The organism is Escherichia sp. KTE96, assembly GCF_000408525.1.
GTDB lineage: Bacteria > Pseudomonadota > Gammaproteobacteria > Enterobacterales > Enterobacteriaceae > Escherichia > Escherichia marmotae.
Window position 1 is genome coordinate 210962 of sequence record NZ_KE137146.1, and the last position, 18332, is coordinate 229293.

Below are 18332 nucleotides of genomic sequence, written 5' to 3' on the forward strand. Positions count from 1 at the left end.
AAGATGCATGAGTGAGCCGTTAATTGTCGGCATCCGGCACCATAGTCCGGCCTGCGCCCGTCTGGTGAAATCGCTAATTGAAAGCAAGCAACCGCGATACGTGTTGATTGAAGGACCGGCCGATTTTAATGACCGGGTAGATGAACTGTTTTTAGTCCACCAGCTTCCGGTAGCCATATACAGTTATTGTCAGTATCAGGACGGTGTTGCCCCAGGGCGCGGTGCCTGGACCCCATTTGCCGAGTTTTCACCTGAGTGGCAGGCGCTACATGCTGCCCGCAGCATCCAGGCACAAACCTGGTTTATCGATTTACCTTGCTGGGCACAGAGTGAAGAAGATGAACCTGTTGCGGCTAATGACCATCAGGCCTTACTGCTACTCGCTACCAGTATGGATAACAGCGATACCCTGTGGGATCACCTGTTCGAAGATGAAAGCCAGCAGTCCACACTTCAATCCGCTCTGGCGCAATACTTTGTGCAACTTCGTGGTAATGATGCGGGTGATTCGGTAAATCGCCAGCGCGAAGCCTTTATGGCCCGCTGGATTGCCTGGGCGATGCAGCAAAACAACGGCAATGTATTAGTCGTCTGCGGTGGCTGGCATGCCCCTGCACTGGAAAAATTGTGGCGCCAATATTCTCAGGAAGAGAGAAAACCCAGGCTACCCTCATTACCGGATGCAGTGACCGGTTGTTATCTGACGCCATACAGTGAAAAGCGCCTTGATGTGCTGGCGGGATACCTTTCAGGAATGCCTGCTCCGGTCTGGCAAAACTGGTGCTGGAAATTTGGTTTGCAACGCGCAGGTGAGCTGTTACTTAAAACGATTCTTACCCGTTTGCGCCTGCACCACTTACCCGCATCTACCGCTGATATGGCTGCCGCGCATCTACATGCGATGGCACTGGCACAATTGCGCGGTCACAGATTGCCGCTACGCAGTGACTGGCTGGATGCATTAGCCGGATCGCTTATTAAAGAGGCATTAAACGCGCCGTTGCCGTGGAGCTATCGCGGGATCATTCATCCCGATACCGATCCAATTCTGCTAACGTTGATAGACACATTAGCGGGTGCCAGATTCGGTAAACTAGCCCCCTCCACGCCACAACCGCCGCTGCCAAAAGATGTCACGTCTGAACTGGAACGTACCGAAATCACTCTTCCGTCCAACCTGGCGTTAAATCGCTTTACCCCCTGCGGGCTGGTACAAAGTCAGGTGTTGCATCGGCTGACGATACTGGAGATCCCGGGGATAGTGCGCCAGCAGGGAAGTACACTGACGCTTGCGGGTAACGGTGAAGAACAATGGAAATTAACCCTGCCGCTTAGCCAACATGCGGCATTGATTGAGGCCGCCTGCTTTGGTGCCACACTCCTGGAAGCCGCACGCAATAAATTAGAAGCCGATATGCTGGACACAGGAGGAATCGGCAACATCACCACATGTCTTAGCCAGGCGGCGTTAGCTGGTCTGGAGTCCTTCAGTCAGCAATTACTGGAGCAACTCACATTATTAATCGCCCAGGAAAATCAGTTTGCCGAAATGGGCCAGGCGCTGGAAGTGCTTTATGCCTTGTGGCGTCTGGATGAGACTGGCGGTATGCAAGGGGCGCTAATACTGCAAACAACACTGTGTGCGGCGATAGATCGAACGTTGTGGTTATGTGAATCCAACGGCAGGCCGGACGAAAAAGAATTTCACGCCCATTTGCATAGCTGGCAGGCGCTGTGCCATATCCTGCGCGATCTCCATTGTGGCATTCAACTGCCAGGTGTTTCGCTTTCCGCCGCCCTGGCCTTACTGGAGCGCCGTAGTCAGGCGATTCATGCCACGGCGCTGGATCGCGGCGCGGCTCTCGGTGCGCTGATGCGTCTGGAACATCCCAACGCCAGTGCCGAAAGCGCACTGGATATGCTGGCGCAATTATCCCCGACTGAGTCAGGCGAAGCCCTACATGGTTTGCTGGCGCTGGCTCGCCATCAACTGGCTTCTCAGCCTGCATTTATCGCCGGTTTCAGCACTCATTTGAATCAACTTAGCGACGCCGATTTTATTAACGCTCTGCCCGATTTACGTGCAGCGATGGCCTGGCTACCGCCTCGAGAACGCGGGGCGCTGGCGCATCAGGTGCTTGAGCATTACCAACTGGCGCAGCTCCCCGTCCCGGCACTGCAAATGCCGTTACATTGTCCACCGCAAACCATTGCTCATCATCAACAACTGGAACAGCAGGCACTGGCGTCACTGCAACACTGGGGAGTTTTCCATGTCTGAACTGAACGACCTTCTGACTACCCGTGAGCTACAGCGCTGGCGATTGATTCTTGGTGAAGCGGCTGAAACTACCCTTTGCGGTCTTGATGGCAACGCCCGACGGATAGACCACGCCCTGGAGTGGCTATACGGGCGCGATCCTGAGCGCATTCAACGCGGTGAACGGCACGGAGGGCTGGGCAGTTCAACTCTCACAACACCCGAGTGGATCAATGATATTCACACGCTCTTCCCACAGCAGGTAATTGAGCGACTGGAAAGCGACGCCGTGCTGCGCTATGGCATAGAAGATGTGGTGACAAATCTTGAAGTGCTGGAACGCATGCAACCTTCCGAAAGCCTGCTACGCGCCGTATTGCACACTAAACATCTGATGAATCCCGAGGTGCTGGCAGCCGCTCGCAAGATAGTGCACCAGGTTGTTGAAGAAATTATGGCGCGGCTGGCCAAAGAAGTTCGTCAGGCTTTTTCTGGTGTGCGTGACCGCCGTCGCCGCTCGCATATTCCCCTGGCGCGCAATTTCGATTTCAAAAGTACCCTGCGGGCCAACCTGCAGCACTGGGACCCCAAACGCGGCAAGTTGTATATCGAATCACCCCGCTTTAACAGTCGCATTAAGCGCCATAGTGAACAATGGCAACTGGTTTTACTGGTCGATCAAAGCGGATCGATGGTTGATTCAGTGATCCACTCAGCAGTGATGGCGGCCTGTTTATGGCAATTACCCGGCATTCGCACCCATCTGGTGGCATTTGATACCAGCGTCGTAGATCTCACTGCCGACGTTGCCGACCCGGTAGAGTTATTAATGAAAGTGCAACTGGGCGGTGGAACGCATATCGCCAGTGCAGTGGAGTACGCCCGTCAACTTATTGAACAACCAGGTAAAAGCGTGATTGTTCTGGTAAGCGATTTTTATGAAGGCGGAACATCGTCATCACTCATCCACCAGGTGAAGCAGTGTGTTCAAAGCGGCATCAAGGTGCTGGGGCTGGCGGCGCTCGACAGCACAGCAACCCCCTGTTATGACCGGGATATGGCCCAGGCATTGGTCAATGTCGGTGCACAAATAGCTGCCATGACGCCGGGTGAACTGGCTTCCTGGCTGGCGGAGAATCTTCAGTCATGAATTCACTACGCCCGGAATTATTAGAACTGACGCCACAGGCACTGACAGCGTTAAGTAATGCCGGTTTTGTTAAGCGCAGCCTTAAGGAACTGGAAAATGGCAATATCCCAGAAATTAGCTATGAGAGCGGCACACTGATCGCCACTTTCAGTGACGGTACACGCAGCCAACTGGCAAACGGTCAGGCTCTGAAAGAGGCCCAGTGTAGCTGCGGGGCCAGCGGCATGTGCCGCCATCGCGTGATGTTGGTGTTAAGTTATCAGCGACTTTGTGCTACCCCTCAGCCCACGGAAAAAGCAGAGGAATGGCCCCCGGCAATCTGGCTGGAAGAACTGACTACCCTGCCCACTGCCACGCACAAACGCGCACAATCCCTGGTCGCCAAAGGTATAACTATTGAACTGTTCTGCGCGCCAGGCGAAATTCCCTCTGCCCGCTTACCGATGAGCGATGTGCGTTTTTATTCCCGCAGCAGTATTCGTTTCGCCCGTTGTGATTGCATTGAAGGAACGCTGTGCGAACACGTGGTACTGGCAGTGCAGGCATTCGTCCAGGCCAAAGCACAGCAGGCAGAATTTTCTCATTTGCTCTGGCAGATGCGCAGCGAACAAATCGCATCAAATGACGATCCATTTGCCAGCGATGAGGGCAAAGCCTGTCGTAAATATGTCCAGCAATTAAGTTACGCGTTATGGCTGGGGGGGATCAGCCAGCCGTTAATTCATTACGAGGCAGCATTCAGCCGCGCCCGGCAAGCGGCAGAAGCCTGCAACTGGCGATGGGTAAGTGAATCGCTACGGCAACTGCGTGCCAGCGTTGATGCGTTCCACGCCCGCGCCAGCCACTATCACGCAGGAGAATGTTTGCGCCAGCTTGCAGCATTAAACAGTCGGTTAGCCAGTGCACAAGAGATGGTACGACGTGACTGTGTCGGTGAAGTACCGCCCATGCCGTGGCGCACGGTCGTTGGCGCAGGGATTGCCGGAGAAGCAAAACTGGATCATCTGCGGCTGGTGTCATTAGGTATGCGTAGCTGGCAAGACTTCCAACAGTATGGTTTACGGATCTGGTTCACCGACCCCGACACCGGTAGTATTTTGCACCTTTCACGCAGTTGGCCGAGAAGTGAACAGGAAAACGCGCCTGCGGCAACGCGTCGGCTATTTACCTTTCAGGCAGGGGCGCTGGCGGGAGGGCAAATCGTCTCACAAGCAGCGAAACGCAGTGCCGAAGGTGAGCTGTTGTTAGGTACGCGCAACCGCTTAAGCAGCGTCGTTCCACTGTCTCCGGATGCGTGGCAAATGCTGAGTGCGCCGCTGCGCCAGCCGGGAATCGTAGCGTTACGGGAATACTTACGCCAGCGCCCGCCAGTCTCCGTTCGCCCGCTTAATCAGGTGGATAATTTATTTATTCTGCCTGTGGCTGAGTGTATTTCACTTGGCTGGGACAGCAGCCGCCAGACACTGGATGCGCAGGTAATCAGTGGCGAAGGCGAAGATAATGTGCTGACGTTATCACTGCCAGCCTCTGCCAGCTCACCCTTTGCCGTTGAACGCATGGCGTCCCTGTTACGACAGCAAGATGATCCCGTGTGTCTGGTTTCTGGATTCGTCAGTTTTACCGAAGGACAGTTAACGCTGGAGCCACGGGTGATGATGACGCAATCTCGCGCCTGGGCGCTGGATGCAGAAACTGCGTCTGTGGCACCGCTACCTTCCGCCAGCGTTCTTCCTGTGCCGTCCACCGCTCATCAGTTGTTGATGCGCTGCCAGTCATTATTAATTCAGGTGCTACATAACGGCTGGCGCTATCAGGGGCAAAGTGTCATCAGTCAGGTCGGCTTGCTGGTAAATGAGTTGACCGGGGAGGGCTTTTACCGGCTGGCACATTTGTTGAATCAATTGCGTACTACAGAGGGAGAGGCTCTGGGTGAAACATTAAACAACTGCGTTTTACTCTGCGAACAGTTGTTACTGATGCTCGGGCAACAAGGGGGGAAAAATGCTTTTTATTAAGAGTTCTACTCCATTTCCGGACTGCTCAAGACGAGGTATAAAGAATATTCTATAGCGCCCTGGTGAGAGTCACCAGTTTTCTGATCTTGATAAAATGGAGTTTTACATGAAGGCTTTCAACAAGCTGTTTTCCCTCGTTGTTGCATCTGTTCTGGTTTTCTCTCTCGCTGGCTGTGGTGACAAAGAAGAATCAAAGAAATTTAGTGCCAATCTGAACGGTACTGAAATTGCCATTACCTATGTCTACAAAGGCGACAAGGTACTTAAGCAATCTTCAGAAACTAAAATTCAGTTCGCATCCATCGGTGCGGCTAACAAAGAAGATGCAGCTAAAACGCTTGAGCCGTTAAGCGCAAAATATAAAAACATTGCTGGCGTTGAAGAAAAATTAACTTTTACAGATACTTACGCACAGGAAAACGTAACTATCGATATGGAGAAAGTTGATTTTAAAGCCCTGCAGGGTATTTCTGGCATCAACATTTCTGCTGAAGATGCCAAAAAAGGCATCACTATGGCGCAAATGGAACTGGTGATGAAAGCCGCAGGCTTTAAAGAAGTGAAATAATCTGTCGGCGGCCATGTTCTTACATGGCCGCCATATCCGTCTTAGCTTTTCTTCACATGCTGGCGCGCTGCCAGCCCTCGCAGAAAATAACGCAAGAATTGATCACCGCATTCGCGGAAGTTTTTATGATCCGGTGCGCGCATCATTGCAGTAATTTCCGGCATGGAAACACGGAACTGCTGTTCGGTGAGGATCGCCAGAATGTCATCGGTTTTCAGCGAAAACGCGATGCGCAATTTTTTCAGCACAATGTTGTTATTAATACGACGTTCCGGCTCCAGTGCCGGTGCAGACTCATCCCTGCCGCGTTTTTCATAAATCAGGCCATTCAGGAATGAAGACAAAATAATGTCCGGGCAACGTTGAAATCCCTCTTCGTCTTCTTTACGCAGCCAGATAGCGATCTGATCGGCGGTAGCTTCAACATTGCTCAGCGCGAGAATACGCACCAGGTCGTTATTATTGGCTTTTAAAATGTAGCGCACGCTGCGCAGAATATCGTTACTTAGCATGAGGCCTTCAGGTGTTGATGAGGCAAAAAGCCATTTTAGCAGTCTTTTACAGGCCAATCGCCTCTTTTAAACTTTTCAGATAACGACGGCTGACCGGAACGGTTAAGCCATTACGCAAAATCAACTCCGCCTGGCCGTTATCCTCCAGACGAATCTCCTGCAAATGCGCGAGGTTAACCAGATACTGCCGATGACAACGCAGTAGCGGCGTACGACTCTCCAGGGTGCGTAAAGTCAGTTCAGTGAAGCCCTCTTTACCTTCGTGACTGGTGACGTAAACACCGCTCATCCGACTGCTGACAAATGCCACATCTTTCATTTGCAGCAAATAAATACGGCTGTGACCGGTACAAGGGATAAATTTCAGTCCTTGCTGATTCTCCGACAACAAGGAAACATCCTGCTTGCTGCGTTCCTGACGCAGGCGGGTCAGGGATTTCTCCAGCCGCGCTTCATCAATCGGCTTCAGTAGATAATCAAAAGCATGCTCTTCAAAGGCTTTAATGGCGTATTCATCAAACGCAGTCAGAAAAACGATATATGGACGATGTTCCGGGTCGAGCATCCCCACCATTTCCAGACCACTGATGCGCGGCATCTGGATATCGAGAAACAGCACATCCGGGCGCAGTTTATGCACCGCGCCAATCCCTTCCACGGCGTTTGAACACTCACCGACGATTTCAATATCGCTCTGCTCTTGCAAAAATACGCGCAGGTTTTCCCGTGCTAACGGTTCATCATCGACAATTAAGACTCTAATCATGCCTCATCCCTCCATGGCAGTCGTAACGTTATTCGGGTGTAACTATCAGGCTCACAGGCGACGCTGATCCCATAGTCATCGCCAAACCGTTCACGTAAACGCTTATCCACCAGATTCATCCCCAGCCCGCTGGCATTGGTTACCGGTTGATACAAACCGGCATTATCTTCGATCTCCAGCATTAAATGTTGCCCTTCACGGCGCGCGCTAATTGCCACTCTCCCGGTATCCAGTAGTTGCGATGTCCCATGTTTAATGGCGTTTTCGACTATCGGTTGTAGGGTAAACGCAGGCAACTGCTGCTGGGATAATTCCTCCGGAATAGAAATATTGACCTGCAAGCGCGACTGAAAACGCGCCTTTTCAATTTGCAGATAAGCGTTCACATGTTCAATCTCGTCAGCGAGAGTAACAAACTCCGAAGGCCGCTTTAAGTTTTTGCGGAAAAAAGTAGAAAGATACTGCACCAGTTGACTGGCCTGCTCACTGTCGCGGCGGATCACCGCTTTAATGGTATTAAGCGCATTGAACAGGAAATGGGGATTCACCTGGGCGTGTAACAGCTTGATTTCCGACTGCGTAAGCATCGCTTTTTGCCGCTCATACTGCCCGGCGAGGATCTGCGCCGAAAGGAGTTGTGCGATCCCCTCACCCAGCGTGCGGTTGATCGAACTGAACAGGCGGTTTTTCGCTTCATACAATTTGATGGTTCCCACCACCCGCTGATTTTCGCCACGCAATGGAATAACCAGCGTTGAACCTAACTTGCACTGCGGGTGCAGAGAACAACGGTAAGGCACTTCGTTGCCGTCGGCGTACACCACTTCGCCGGTTTCTATCGCTTTTAAGGTGTACGTAGAAGAGATTGGCTTACCGGGCAGATGGTGATCATCGCCAATTCCGGTAAACGCCAGCAGTTTCTCACGATCGGTAATCGCCACCGCCCCAATATCCAGCTCTTTATAGAGCACTTGCGCCACTTTCATGCTGTTCACTTCATTAAAGCCCTGGCGCAAAATCCCTTCTGTCGAGGCTGCCACTTTCAGCGCCGTGGCAGAAAAAGCCGAAGTGTATTTTTCAAACATCGCGCGCTTATCAAGCAAAATGCGCATAAACAGCGCCGCGCCCACGGTGTTGGTTACCATCATCGGCGCAGCGATATTACTCACCAGACGCACGGCGTCTTCATAAGGTCGGGCAATCGCCAGAATAATCAGCATCTGCACCATTTCCGCGACGAATGTAACAGCACCTGCGGTAATCGGATTAAAGACTTTATCGGTGCGCCCGCGACGGATCAGGATGCTGTGTACCAGCCCCCCGAGCAAACCTTCGACGATGGTCGAGATCATGCAACTCAGCGCGGTCATACCTCCCATCGAGTAACGATGTAACCCGCCGGTCAGACCAACCAGCCCGCCCACCACCGGGCCGCCCAGTAAGCCGCCCATCACCGCGCCAATCGCCCGGGTGTTGGCAATAGAATCGTCAATGTGCAGCCCGAACCAGGTGCCCATGATGCAGAAGATGGAAAAGACGATATAGCAGAGAAATTTATGCGGCAGACGAACCGTGACCTGCATTAATGGTATGAATAATGGCGTTTTACTCATTAACCACGCGATAACCAGAAAAACGCACATCTGCTGAAGCAGCAGCAACACCAGATTAAAATCGTACATACCCGCAAACCACAGATCCCTTAAACATGCGTAACATACATTGCCTGCGTTTAACTTTCTTTGAACTCTTGCAGAAAAATGAGAATTCGTGATTACGATCACTCAAAACAATCTGGCAAAAACAAAATCACCCTGAAGATGAACAAAAAACGGGCAAAACTACCTGGTTCGCAAAACTACGTCTAAAGTTAAACCGGGACCTCGCGAGCAAGGGTGGTAGGATGGATGGCGCTTTACACAATTGGTGAAGTGGCGTTGCTTTGTGATATCAATCCTGTCACGTTACGCGCGTGGCAGAGACGTTACGGATTGCTGAAACCACAGCGGACCGACGGCGGTCATCGCCTGTTCAACGATGCGGATATCGACCGGATCCGGGAGATCAAACGCTGGATCGACAACGGCGTGCAGGTGAGCAAAGTCAAAATGCTACTCAGTAATGAAAATGTTGATGTGCAGAACGGCTGGCGCGATCAGCAAGAAACTCTGCTTAATTACCTGCAAAGCGGCAATCTGCAAAGTCTGCGAATGTGGATCAAAGAGCGCGGTCAGGATTATCCCGCTCAGACCCTCACCACACATCTGTTTATTCCTCTGCGCCGACGGCTTCAGTGTCAGCAGCCAACCCTCCAGACGTTGCTGGCGATCCTTGATGGCGTGTTGATCAACTACATCGCCATTTGTCTGGCCTCGGCACGTAAAAAACAGGGCAAAGATGCGCTGGTCGTCGGCTGGAATATTCAGGACACCACCCGCCTGTGGCTGGAAGGCTGGATCGCCAGCCAACAGGGATGGCGTATTGATGTTCTCGCTCACTCGCTCAATCAGCTACGCCCGGAACTGTTCGAAGGCCGAACATTATTGGTATGGTGCGGTGACAACCAGTCTCCCGCCCAGCAGCAGCAACTTACCCACTGGCAAGAGCAAGGACATGATATTTTTCCGCTTGGCATTTAATGATTCGTTAACAAATGCGCTTTACTGTACAATCCTTTCGTTAACATAAGGAGTGCATTATGCGCATAGCTAAAATTGGGGTTATCACCCTGTTCCTGTTGATGGCGTTAGGCGGTATCGGTGGCGTCATGCTCGCAGGTTATACCTTTATTTTGCGTGCTGGCTAAGTCGCTGCACCAGCCGTTCAAACAGGCGGTCTACGATGATCGCCGCCAGTGCCACCAGCAACGCCCCCTGAATGACATAAGCGGTATTAAATCCGCTAAGTCCGATGATGATCGGCGTTCCCAGCGTGCTGGCCCCGACCGTTGAGGCGATGGTCGCCGTGCCAATGTTGATAATCACCGAAGTCCGCACGCCAGCCAGAATCACTGGTGCGGCCAACGGTAACTCCACTTTACGCAATCGCTGACTCCGGCTCATTCCCATACCTTTGGCAACGTCTGTCACGCTATCATCAATCGCTCCCAGTCCGGCAAGTGTCGCCTGTAAGATGGGCAATACACCATAAAGGATCAGCGCAATAATCGCTGGCTGCAGACCAAACCCCATCACCGGAACGGCAATCGCCAGTACCGCTACGGGTGGAAAAGTCTGCCCAACGGCGGCTATGTTTTCCACCATCGGGCGAAACTCCGCGCCCCACGCGCGAGTGACCGCAATTCCTGCACCGACGCCAATAGCCACGGCAAACAAACTTGAGATCCCCACCAGCCAGAAATGGGCCAGCGCCAGGGAAGCAAAACTTTCTTGCTGATAAACAGGCCGCGGCAGTTGTGGGAATAAGGCACCGAACAGCGGCTGGCTGTATGGCAGCCAGAAAATCAGCGCCACAAACAGGGCAATCAACCAGAAAAGCGGATCGCGCACTATTTTCATGCGATTACGCCTCCATCAGCAGATCCTGAAAATGCAGTGTGCCGCAAGGTTGGCCTTGAGCGTTAACCACCGGCAGCACTTCACAGCCACGGGCGACAAACAATGAGAGTGCATCACGTAGCGTCATCTCTTCTGCCAGCGCCTCACCTTCAGCACGTTCGTTGCGGCGCACATAATCGGTCACACTGCGTAACGATAACAGGCGCACGCCCAGCTCGCTGTGACCAAAAAACTGGCGCACAAAATCATTCGCCGGACGGGTAAGCATCGCCAGCGGATTGCCCTGCTGCACCACTTCACCATGATCCATCAGCACCAGATGCTCCGCCAGGCGCAGCGCCTCATCGATATCGTGAGTCACCAGCACAATGGTGCGCCCCAGCAAACGGTGAATGCGCGTCATCTCTTGTTGCAACGCGCCGCGCGTTACCGGATCCAGTGCGCCAAACGGTTCATCCATCAGCAAGACTTGTGGATCGGCAGCCAGTGCACGGGCAACCCCCACGCGCTGCTGCTGACCGCCGGAAAGCTGATGCGGATAACGCTCGCGTAAATTTGCCTCCAGCCCCAGTAGCGCCATTAATTCGTCGATACGATCGTCAATTCGCGCCCGCGACCATTTTTGTAATTGCGGTACGGTGGCGATATTTTGCGCCACGCTCCAGTGGGGAAATAAACCTATCGACTGAATGGCGTAGCCCATTCGGCGGCGCAGCTCCAGCACTGGCAGCGAACGAATCTCTTCTCCGGCAAAACGGATCACGCCACTGTCGTGCTCCACCAGGCGGTTGATCATCTTCAGAGTGGTTGATTTACCGGAGCCTGACGTGCCAATCAGCACCGAAAAGCTCCCCTCCTGAAAATTGAGATTGAGATCGTTAACGGCCTTTTGCGTGCCGAACTGTTTGCTGACATGGCTAAATTCAATCATGACTTTTCACCTTCAGCAGTGCGATAACCAAATCGAACAGCGCGTCGATCAGCACCGCCAGTACAATCACCGGGATCACCCCCAGCAACACTAAATCAATGGCACTGCTTAACAGTCCCTGAAAAACCAGCGCACCAAAACCGCCCGCGCCAATTAACGCCGCAATCACCGCCATACCGACGGTCTGCACCATTACCACCCGCAGACTGCGCAGAAATACCGGCAGCGCCAGAGGTAACTGGACATGAAGGAATCGCTGCCCCCCGCTCATGCCCATTGCTCTGGCGCTTTCCAGCACATCGCGCGGGATCTGGTTCAAGCCCACTACCACGCCGCGCACCAGCGGCAACAAGGCATAGAGCACCAGGGCAATCAATGCTGGCGTCATGCCTGTTCCTGCTATGCCGAGCGTCCCCAGCCACGGAAAGGTAGCGGCCAGTCCGGCAAGCGGTGCGATCAACAAACCAAACAGCGCCACCGAAGGCACGGTCTGAATGACATTGAGTAAAGAAAAAATCGCCCCCTGCCGCGCGGTGGAAAAGTAGCACCAGACGCCCAATGGTACGCCGATAACCAGCGCAGGCAGTACCGAACCAAACAGCAGTGCCAGATGTTGAGCCAGTGCATCATCGAATACATCCTGACGGTTGGCATACTCTTTCATTAATGAAAGATCGTTAAGCGTGCCAGAGAACAGTAACCACAACGGAATAATGGCGATCTGAATATGCAGCAACCAGCGCCATAGCGGATGCGTGGAAATTCGCCGGATAGCATCGCTACAGGCCAGCAGCGCCAACGCCGCAGCCAGCCAGAAGCCACTGCCGAGGCTGGTACGCGCCAGGGCGCTACCACTTTGCGCCAGTTGCGTCGCGGCTTTTCCTGCCCCCCATACCAGCAAAATAAACACCAGTTGCGCGAGGAGAAAAGCAAAAATGCTGCCTTTTCTTCCGGAAACGAAACAAGCAGTCAGCCATGCGCAACCAACGCCCACCAGCATCCAGATGGTTTGCGGCCACAACTGCCAGAGTTGTCGACCTTCACCAGAAACTAATCGGTTAGGTGCGTAACTGATAAACGGCAACGCCGCTGCTATTGCCATCAGTAACAGCAGCAACGCCAGAACAGAGTTAATACGAAGATGCGCCACGGGAAATTACTTCGTCCATCCTTTTTGTTTCAGGTAGTCGGCAGCCACTTTTTTCGCGTCCAGCCCTTCTACAGCAATACTGGCATTCAATTGCTGCAACGTCTTTTCATCGAGGCTGGCGAAGACAGGCTGTAGCCACTGCGCCATTTGCGGATACTCTTTCAACACCGACGCACGCACCACTGGCGCAGGCGCGTAAATTGGCTGGACACCTTTCGGATCGCTTAATGTTTGTAGCCCCAGCGCTGCTACCGGGCCGTCAGTACCGTAGGCCATCGCCGCATTAACGCCGGACGTTTGCTGGGCTGCGGCTTTAATCGTCACTGCCGTGTCGCCACCTGCCAGTGACAGCAACTGCTCCTGATCGAGTTTAAATTCATAGGCTTTTTCAAAAGCGGGCAACGCATCGGCGCGTTCAATAAACTCTGCCGAGGCCGCCAGTTTAAAGGTGCCACCGTCTTTCAGATAACGACTGAGATCGGCAAGCGAAGTGAGTTTGTTTTTTTCTGCCATATCCTGACGCACGGCGATGGTCCAGGTGTTATTCGCAGGTGCGGGCGTCAGCCAGATTAACTGGTTTTGCTCTGCATCGAGTTTTTTGACCTTCTCGTAGCCTTGTTGCGCGTTTTTCCATGCCGCATCGTTTTCATCTTTAAAGAAGAAAGCACCATTGCCGGTGTATTCCGGGTAAATATCCAGTTCGCCCGAAGTAATCGCCCCGCGCACCACTGGCGTGGTGCCAAGCTGGACTTTATTTACCGTGGGAACGCCGTGGTTTTCCAGCACCTGCAAAATGATGTTGCCGAGCAGTGCGCCTTCGGTATCGATTTTCGAACCGACTTTAACGGGGGAAGCCGCCTGTAGCGGCAGGCTCACGGCGGCTATCAAAACCAGTGAACCGGCCTGGAGCTTTGAGAGTGGCATGATGCTTTCCTCATTCTTTTACTGTTGTTTTCAGAGAATTAAGAAAAAAGCATAGTTGATAATGACGGGATTAGCCTGACAGGACGAATTCAGTGGCAGAATCAGATAAATACTTAAGAGGGAAATACTGCCCGCGTTTTCCTGCCGGATGCGGCGTGAGCGCCTTATCCAGTCTACAGGGTGTTTGCAACCTGTAGGCCTGATAAGCGCAGCACATCAGGCAAAGGGCGCAAACGTCGCGCCCTTCATAAAGAGTTACAGCAACTCAAACTCGCCTTTCTTAACGCGTGCAGAATCAGTGCCGATAAAAACGTTGAACTTGCCGGGTTCGGCGTCATATTTCATCTGCTGATTCCAGAACTTCAACGCCTCAATATCGATCGGGAAGCTGACGGTTTGGGTTTCACCCGGTTTCAGGGTGATTTTCTCAAAGCCTTTCAGTTGTTTCACCGGACGGCTCATGGAAGCCGTCACATCCTGCAAGTACATCTGGACAACCGTCGCCCCTTCGCGTTTGCCGGTATTTGTCACCTGCACGCTGGCGGTCACTTTGCCGTCACGCTTCATGGTCGGCGCAGAAAGTTTCACATCAGAGACGGTGAAAGTGGTATAGCTCAGACCATAACCGAACGGATAAAGCGCCCCGTTTGCTTCATCGAAATAACGTGAAGTGTATTTGTTTGGCTTGTCGGCGTTATACGGACGCCCCGTGTTCAGATGGCTGTAATAAACCGGAATCTGCCCGACAGAACGCGGGAAGGACATCGGCAGCTTGCCAGACGGGTTGTAATCGCCAAACAGCACATCGGCAATCGCATTCCCGCCTTCAGTACCGGCAAACCAGGTTTCCAGAATCGCGTCGGCTTGCTGATCTTCTTTCACCAGCGCCAGCGGGCGACCGTTCATTAACACCAGCACCAGCGGTTTACCAGTGGCTTTCAGGGCAGCAATCAAATCGCGCTGGCTTTGCGGGATGGTGATATCGGTACGGCTGGAGGCTTCGTGCGCCATCCCCTGAGCTTCACCGACCACAGCCACCACCACATCAGCTTGTTTCGCGGTCTGCACCGCTTCATCAATCATCTCTTGCGGCGAGCGCGGATCGACTTTTACCGCTTCTTCATACTGATTCAGGAAGTCTATAATGCCTTTATCACTGGTAACGTTCGCCCCTTTGGCGTACAGCACTTTACCGTTTTCACCAACGGCATTTTTAATCCCGGTTAGCACAGTCACGGATTGATCGACGACACCTGCTGCCGACCAGCTTCCCATTACGTCACGTTTGCTGTCTGCCAGTGGGCCAACCACCGCAATGGTTGCCGATTTTTTCAGCGGTAACGTTTCGAGACGGTTTTTCAGCAACACCAGGCTTTCGCGCGCCACTTCACGTGCTTCTTTGCGGTGCAAACGGCTTTCGGCATTGGTATCCGCCGGGTCAGACTCTTTCGGCCCAAGATGGCTGTACGGATCGTTAAACAACCCCATATCGTATTTAACGTTCAACACGTGGCGAGTGGCGTCATCCAGTTCTTCCATCGTCACTTTGCCGGATTTGATCAAACCAGGCAGATACTTCGAGTAATACTCGTCACTCATGCTCATATTGATACCGGACTTAAGCGCCACCCGCACCGCATCTTCCGGGTCTGCCGCCGTGCCGTGTTTGATCAGCTCTTTGATTGCACCATGATCGGAAACCGTGATGCCTTTAAAACCCCACTGATCGCGCAGAACATCTTTCAGCAACCAGGAATCGGAAGTTGCCGGTGTACCATTGAGCGAGTTCAGCGCCACCATCACCGCGCCGCTGCCTGCATCCAGCCCCGCTTTGTACGGCGGCATATAATCATTAAACAGACGCTGCGGACTCATATCGACGGTGTTGTACTCTTTACCGCCTTCTACCGCACCGTAAGCAGCGAAGTGTTTAACGCTGGTCATCACCGAGTAGCGATCTGCCGGACTTTTGCCCTGCATCGCTTCAACCATAGTTTTACCCATAATTGAGGTGAGATACGTATCTTCGCCAAAACCTTCGGAAGCTCGTCCCCAGCGCGGATCGCGCGAGACGTCGACCATCGGCGCCCAGGTCATGTTCAGGCCATCGTCTGCCGCTTCATAAGCTGAAACGCGCCCCACGGTTTTCAATGCATCGAGGTTAAAAGAGGACGCCAGACCAAGGCTAATCGGGAAAACGGTACGCTGACCGTGCAGCACGTCGTAGGCAAAGAAGAGAGGAATTTTCAGGCGGCTTAGTTCCATCACCTGATCCTGCATGGCGCGGATATCCTGGCGAGTCACGGTGTTAAAAATCGCCCCCACCTGCCCATCTTTGATCATCTCGCGGATCGCCTCTTTCGGGTTATCCGGGCCAACGCTGATTAAACGAAGCTGACCAATTTTCTCATCAACCGTCATTTTCTTGAGCAGATCGGTGACGAATGCATCCCGCGCTTCGGGCGTTAATGGATGGTTGCCGAACAAATCATCCGCCAGTGCTGGTTGTAGGGCCAGACTCACCGCGATACCTACTGAACATAGCCATTTCATATGGATTTTTCTTCCTCTGTTGCCCGACGTGGCAGCGAAAATGGTGCAAAAACCGTAGTTTGCCATAAGCATGATGGAGAGAGAAAAAGAATGCTCTGTTTATTGTCTGAATTTTCAAAATATTCACTCGCTGAATTGTCGTACAAGGCGCTATTCTAGTTTGTGATGTTTTTTCGCCACCACAAGGAGTGGAAAATGTCTTCCATGACAACAACTGATAATAAAGCCTTTTTGAATGAACTTGCCCGCCTGGTGGGTCATTCACACCTGCTCACCGATCCCGCAAAAACGGCCCGCTATCGCAAGGGCTTCCGCTCCGGTCAGGGCGACGCGCTGGCCGTTGTTTTCCCAGGCTCGCTACTGGAGTTGTGGCGGGTACTGAAAGCCTGCGTCACCGCTGACAAAATTATTCTGATGCAAGCCGCCAATACCGGCCTGACCGAAGGCTCCACGCCAAACGGTAACGATTATGATCGCGATATCGTTATCATCAGCACCCTGCGACTCGACAAACTGCACGTTCTCGGCAAGGGTGAGCAAGTGCTGGCATATCCTGGCACCACGCTTTATTCGCTGGAAAAAGCCCTGAAACCATTGGGGCGCGAACCGCACTCGGTGATTGGTTCATCCTGCATTGGCGCATCAGTCATCGGGGGGATCTGTAACAACTCCGGCGGCTCGCTGGTACAGCGTGGTCCGGCGTATACCGAAATGTCGTTGTTCGCGCGCATTGATGAAAACGGCAAACTGACGCTGGTCAACCATCTGGGGATTGATCTGGGCGAAACGCCGGAGCAGATCCTCAGCAAACTGGATGACGATCGCATCAAAGATGACGATGTACGCCACGATGGCCGCCACGCCCACGATTATGATTATGTTCACCGAGTGCGTGACATCGAAGCCGACACCCCCGCACGTTATAACGCTGACCCGGATCGACTGTTTGAAGCCTCCGGCTGCGCCGGTAAGCTGGCGGTATTCGCGGTACGTCTCGACACTTTCGCAGCAGAGAAAAATCAGCAGGTGTTTTATATCGGCACCAATCAGCCGGAAGTCCTGACTGAAATCCGCCGCCATATTCTGGCCAATTTTGAAAATCTGCCGGTTGCCGGGGAATACATGCACCGGGATATCTACGATATCGCGGAAAAATACGGCAAAGACACCTTCCTGATGATCGATAAACTTGGCACCGACAAGATGCCACTCTTCTTTAATATCAAAGGGCGTACCGATGCGATGCTGGAAAAAGTAAAATTCTTCCGCCCGCATTTTACCGACCGTGCGATGCAGAAATTCGGCCATCTGTTCCCCAGCCATTTGCCCCCGCGTATGAAAAGCTGGCGCGATAAATATGAACATCATCTGCTGTTAAAAATGGCGGGCGATGGCATTGGCGAAGCCAAATCCTGGCTGGTGGATTATTTCAAACAGGCGGAAGGTGATTTCTTTGTCTGTACGCCGGAGGAAGGCAGCAAAGCATTTTTGCACCGTTTCGCAGCAGCAGGTGCGGCAATTCGTTATCAGGCGGTGCATTCCGATGAAGTCGAAGACATTCTGGCACTGGATATCGCTCTGCGTCGTAATGACACCGAGTGGTATGAGCATTTGCCACCGGAGATCGATAGCCAGTTAGTGCATAAACTCTATTACGGCCATTTTATGTGTTACGTCTTCCACCAGGATTACATCGTTAAAAAAGGTGTGGATGTGCATGCGTTGAAGGAGCAGATGCTGGAACTATTGCAGCAGCGCGGCGCACAATATCCCGCCGAACATAACGTTGGTCATTTGTATAAGGCACCGGAGACGCTGCAGAAGTTTTATCGCGAGAACGATCCGACCAACAGTATGAACCCGGGGATCGGTAAAACCAGCAAGCGAAAAAACTGGCAGGAAGTAGAGTAAATACGGCTGGATGCCTGATGCAGATGTAGGCCAGATAAGATGCGCAGGCATCGCATCAGGTACGGGCACCTAAT

The 18332-nt window shown here is 52.7% G+C and carries 15 protein-coding genes; 7 read left to right on the top strand and 8 right to left on the bottom strand.

Translation table 11 applies throughout. The annotated features are described in order from the left end of the window. Nucleotides 1–7: 7 nt before the first annotated feature. From A1WG_RS20210 to A1WG_RS20195, 4 genes are all read left to right on the top strand, one after another. Nucleotides 8–2281 (top strand): DUF5682 family protein, encoded by a 2274-nt coding sequence (locus A1WG_RS20210; protein WP_001516690.1) that lies wholly within the window; start codon nucleotides 8–10, stop codon nucleotides 2279–2281. Continuing rightward, a complete protein-coding gene (locus A1WG_RS20205; RefSeq protein WP_001516691.1) occupies nucleotides 2274–3410 on the top strand; it encodes a vWA domain-containing protein in 1137 nt (378 codons plus the stop codon). Before A1WG_RS20210 ends, A1WG_RS20205 begins: the two co-directional genes overlap by 8 nt. Next, nucleotides 3407–5425 (top strand): SWIM zinc finger family protein, encoded by a 2019-nt coding sequence (locus tag A1WG_RS20200; RefSeq protein WP_001516692.1) that lies wholly within the window; start codon nucleotides 3407–3409, stop codon nucleotides 5423–5425. The genes A1WG_RS20205 and A1WG_RS20200 overlap by 4 nt, the downstream gene beginning before the upstream one ends. Nucleotides 5426–5531: 106 nt before the next feature. After that, nucleotides 5532–5993, top strand: coding sequence for a YehR family lipoprotein (locus tag A1WG_RS20195; RefSeq protein ID WP_001516693.1), 462 nt, complete (start codon nucleotides 5532–5534; stop codon nucleotides 5991–5993). 41 nt (nucleotides 5994–6034) lie between these two features. Here A1WG_RS20195 and A1WG_RS20190 read toward each other — a convergent pair whose 3' ends face one another. Genes A1WG_RS20190 through btsS form a run of 3 tightly spaced genes read right to left on the bottom strand, consistent with a single transcriptional unit; the run spans nucleotide 6035 to nucleotide 8953 of the window. Then, on the bottom strand, nucleotides 6035–6505 hold the full coding sequence (locus A1WG_RS20190) for a YehS family protein (RefSeq protein WP_001516694.1): 471 nt from the start codon (nucleotides 6503–6505) through the stop codon (nucleotides 6035–6037). A 46-nt stretch (nucleotides 6506–6551) separates the two neighbouring features. Continuing rightward, complete coding sequence (btsR, locus tag A1WG_RS20185; RefSeq protein WP_001516696.1) at nucleotides 6552–7271, bottom strand: two-component system response regulator BtsR; 720 nt, start codon at nucleotides 7269–7271, stop codon at nucleotides 6552–6554. Then, entirely contained in the window at nucleotides 7268–8953 is a 1686-nt protein-coding gene (gene btsS / locus A1WG_RS20180) for a two-component regulatory system sensor histidine kinase BtsS (RefSeq protein WP_001516697.1), read from the bottom strand. The genes btsR and btsS overlap by 4 nt, the downstream gene beginning before the upstream one ends. 225 nt (nucleotides 8954–9178) lie before the next feature. Here btsS and mlrA point away from each other — a divergent pair, with 225 nt between their 5' ends. Beyond that, entirely contained in the window at nucleotides 9179–9910 is a 732-nt protein-coding gene (mlrA, locus tag A1WG_RS20175; RefSeq protein ID WP_001240391.1) for an HTH-type transcriptional regulator MlrA, read from the top strand. 59 nt (nucleotides 9911–9969) lie between these two features. Further along, nucleotides 9970–10077, top strand: coding sequence for a protein YohO (locus A1WG_RS20170; protein WP_001216965.1), 108 nt, complete (start codon nucleotides 9970–9972; stop codon nucleotides 10075–10077). Here the strand turns inward: A1WG_RS20170 and A1WG_RS20165 are convergent. The 5 genes from A1WG_RS20165 to bglX all read right to left on the bottom strand — a co-directional run bounded on the left by A1WG_RS20165 (nucleotide 10058) and on the right by bglX (nucleotide 16347). Further along, nucleotides 10058–10789, bottom strand: a complete 732-nt coding sequence (locus tag A1WG_RS20165; RefSeq protein ID WP_001516698.1) for an ABC transporter permease — start codon at nucleotides 10787–10789, stop codon at nucleotides 10058–10060. The two genes, A1WG_RS20170 and A1WG_RS20165, sit on opposite strands and share 20 nt — an antisense overlap. 4 nt (nucleotides 10790–10793) lie before the next feature. Continuing rightward, nucleotides 10794–11720, bottom strand: a complete 927-nt coding sequence (gene yehX / locus A1WG_RS20160; protein ID WP_000569388.1) for a glycine betaine ABC transporter ATP binding protein YehX — start codon at nucleotides 11718–11720, stop codon at nucleotides 10794–10796. After that, nucleotides 11713–12870, bottom strand: a complete 1158-nt coding sequence (locus A1WG_RS20155) for an ABC transporter permease (protein ID WP_001516699.1) — start codon at nucleotides 12868–12870, stop codon at nucleotides 11713–11715. Before A1WG_RS20155 ends, yehX begins: the two co-directional genes overlap by 8 nt. A 6-nt stretch (nucleotides 12871–12876) precedes the next feature. Continuing rightward, nucleotides 12877–13794, bottom strand: a complete 918-nt coding sequence (gene osmF, locus A1WG_RS20150; RefSeq protein ID WP_001131224.1) for a glycine betaine ABC transporter substrate-binding protein OsmF — start codon at nucleotides 13792–13794, stop codon at nucleotides 12877–12879. Between the two features lie 255 nt (nucleotides 13795–14049). Then, a complete protein-coding gene (gene bglX, locus A1WG_RS20145) occupies nucleotides 14050–16347 on the bottom strand; it encodes a beta-glucosidase BglX (protein WP_001516700.1) in 2298 nt (765 codons plus the stop codon). 195 nt (nucleotides 16348–16542) lie between these two features. Here bglX and dld point away from each other — a divergent pair, with 195 nt between their 5' ends. Next, nucleotides 16543–18258, top strand: a complete 1716-nt coding sequence (gene dld, locus A1WG_RS20140; protein WP_000097358.1) for a D-lactate dehydrogenase — start codon at nucleotides 16543–16545, stop codon at nucleotides 18256–18258. The last annotated feature ends 74 nt before the right edge of the window (nucleotides 18259–18332 follow it).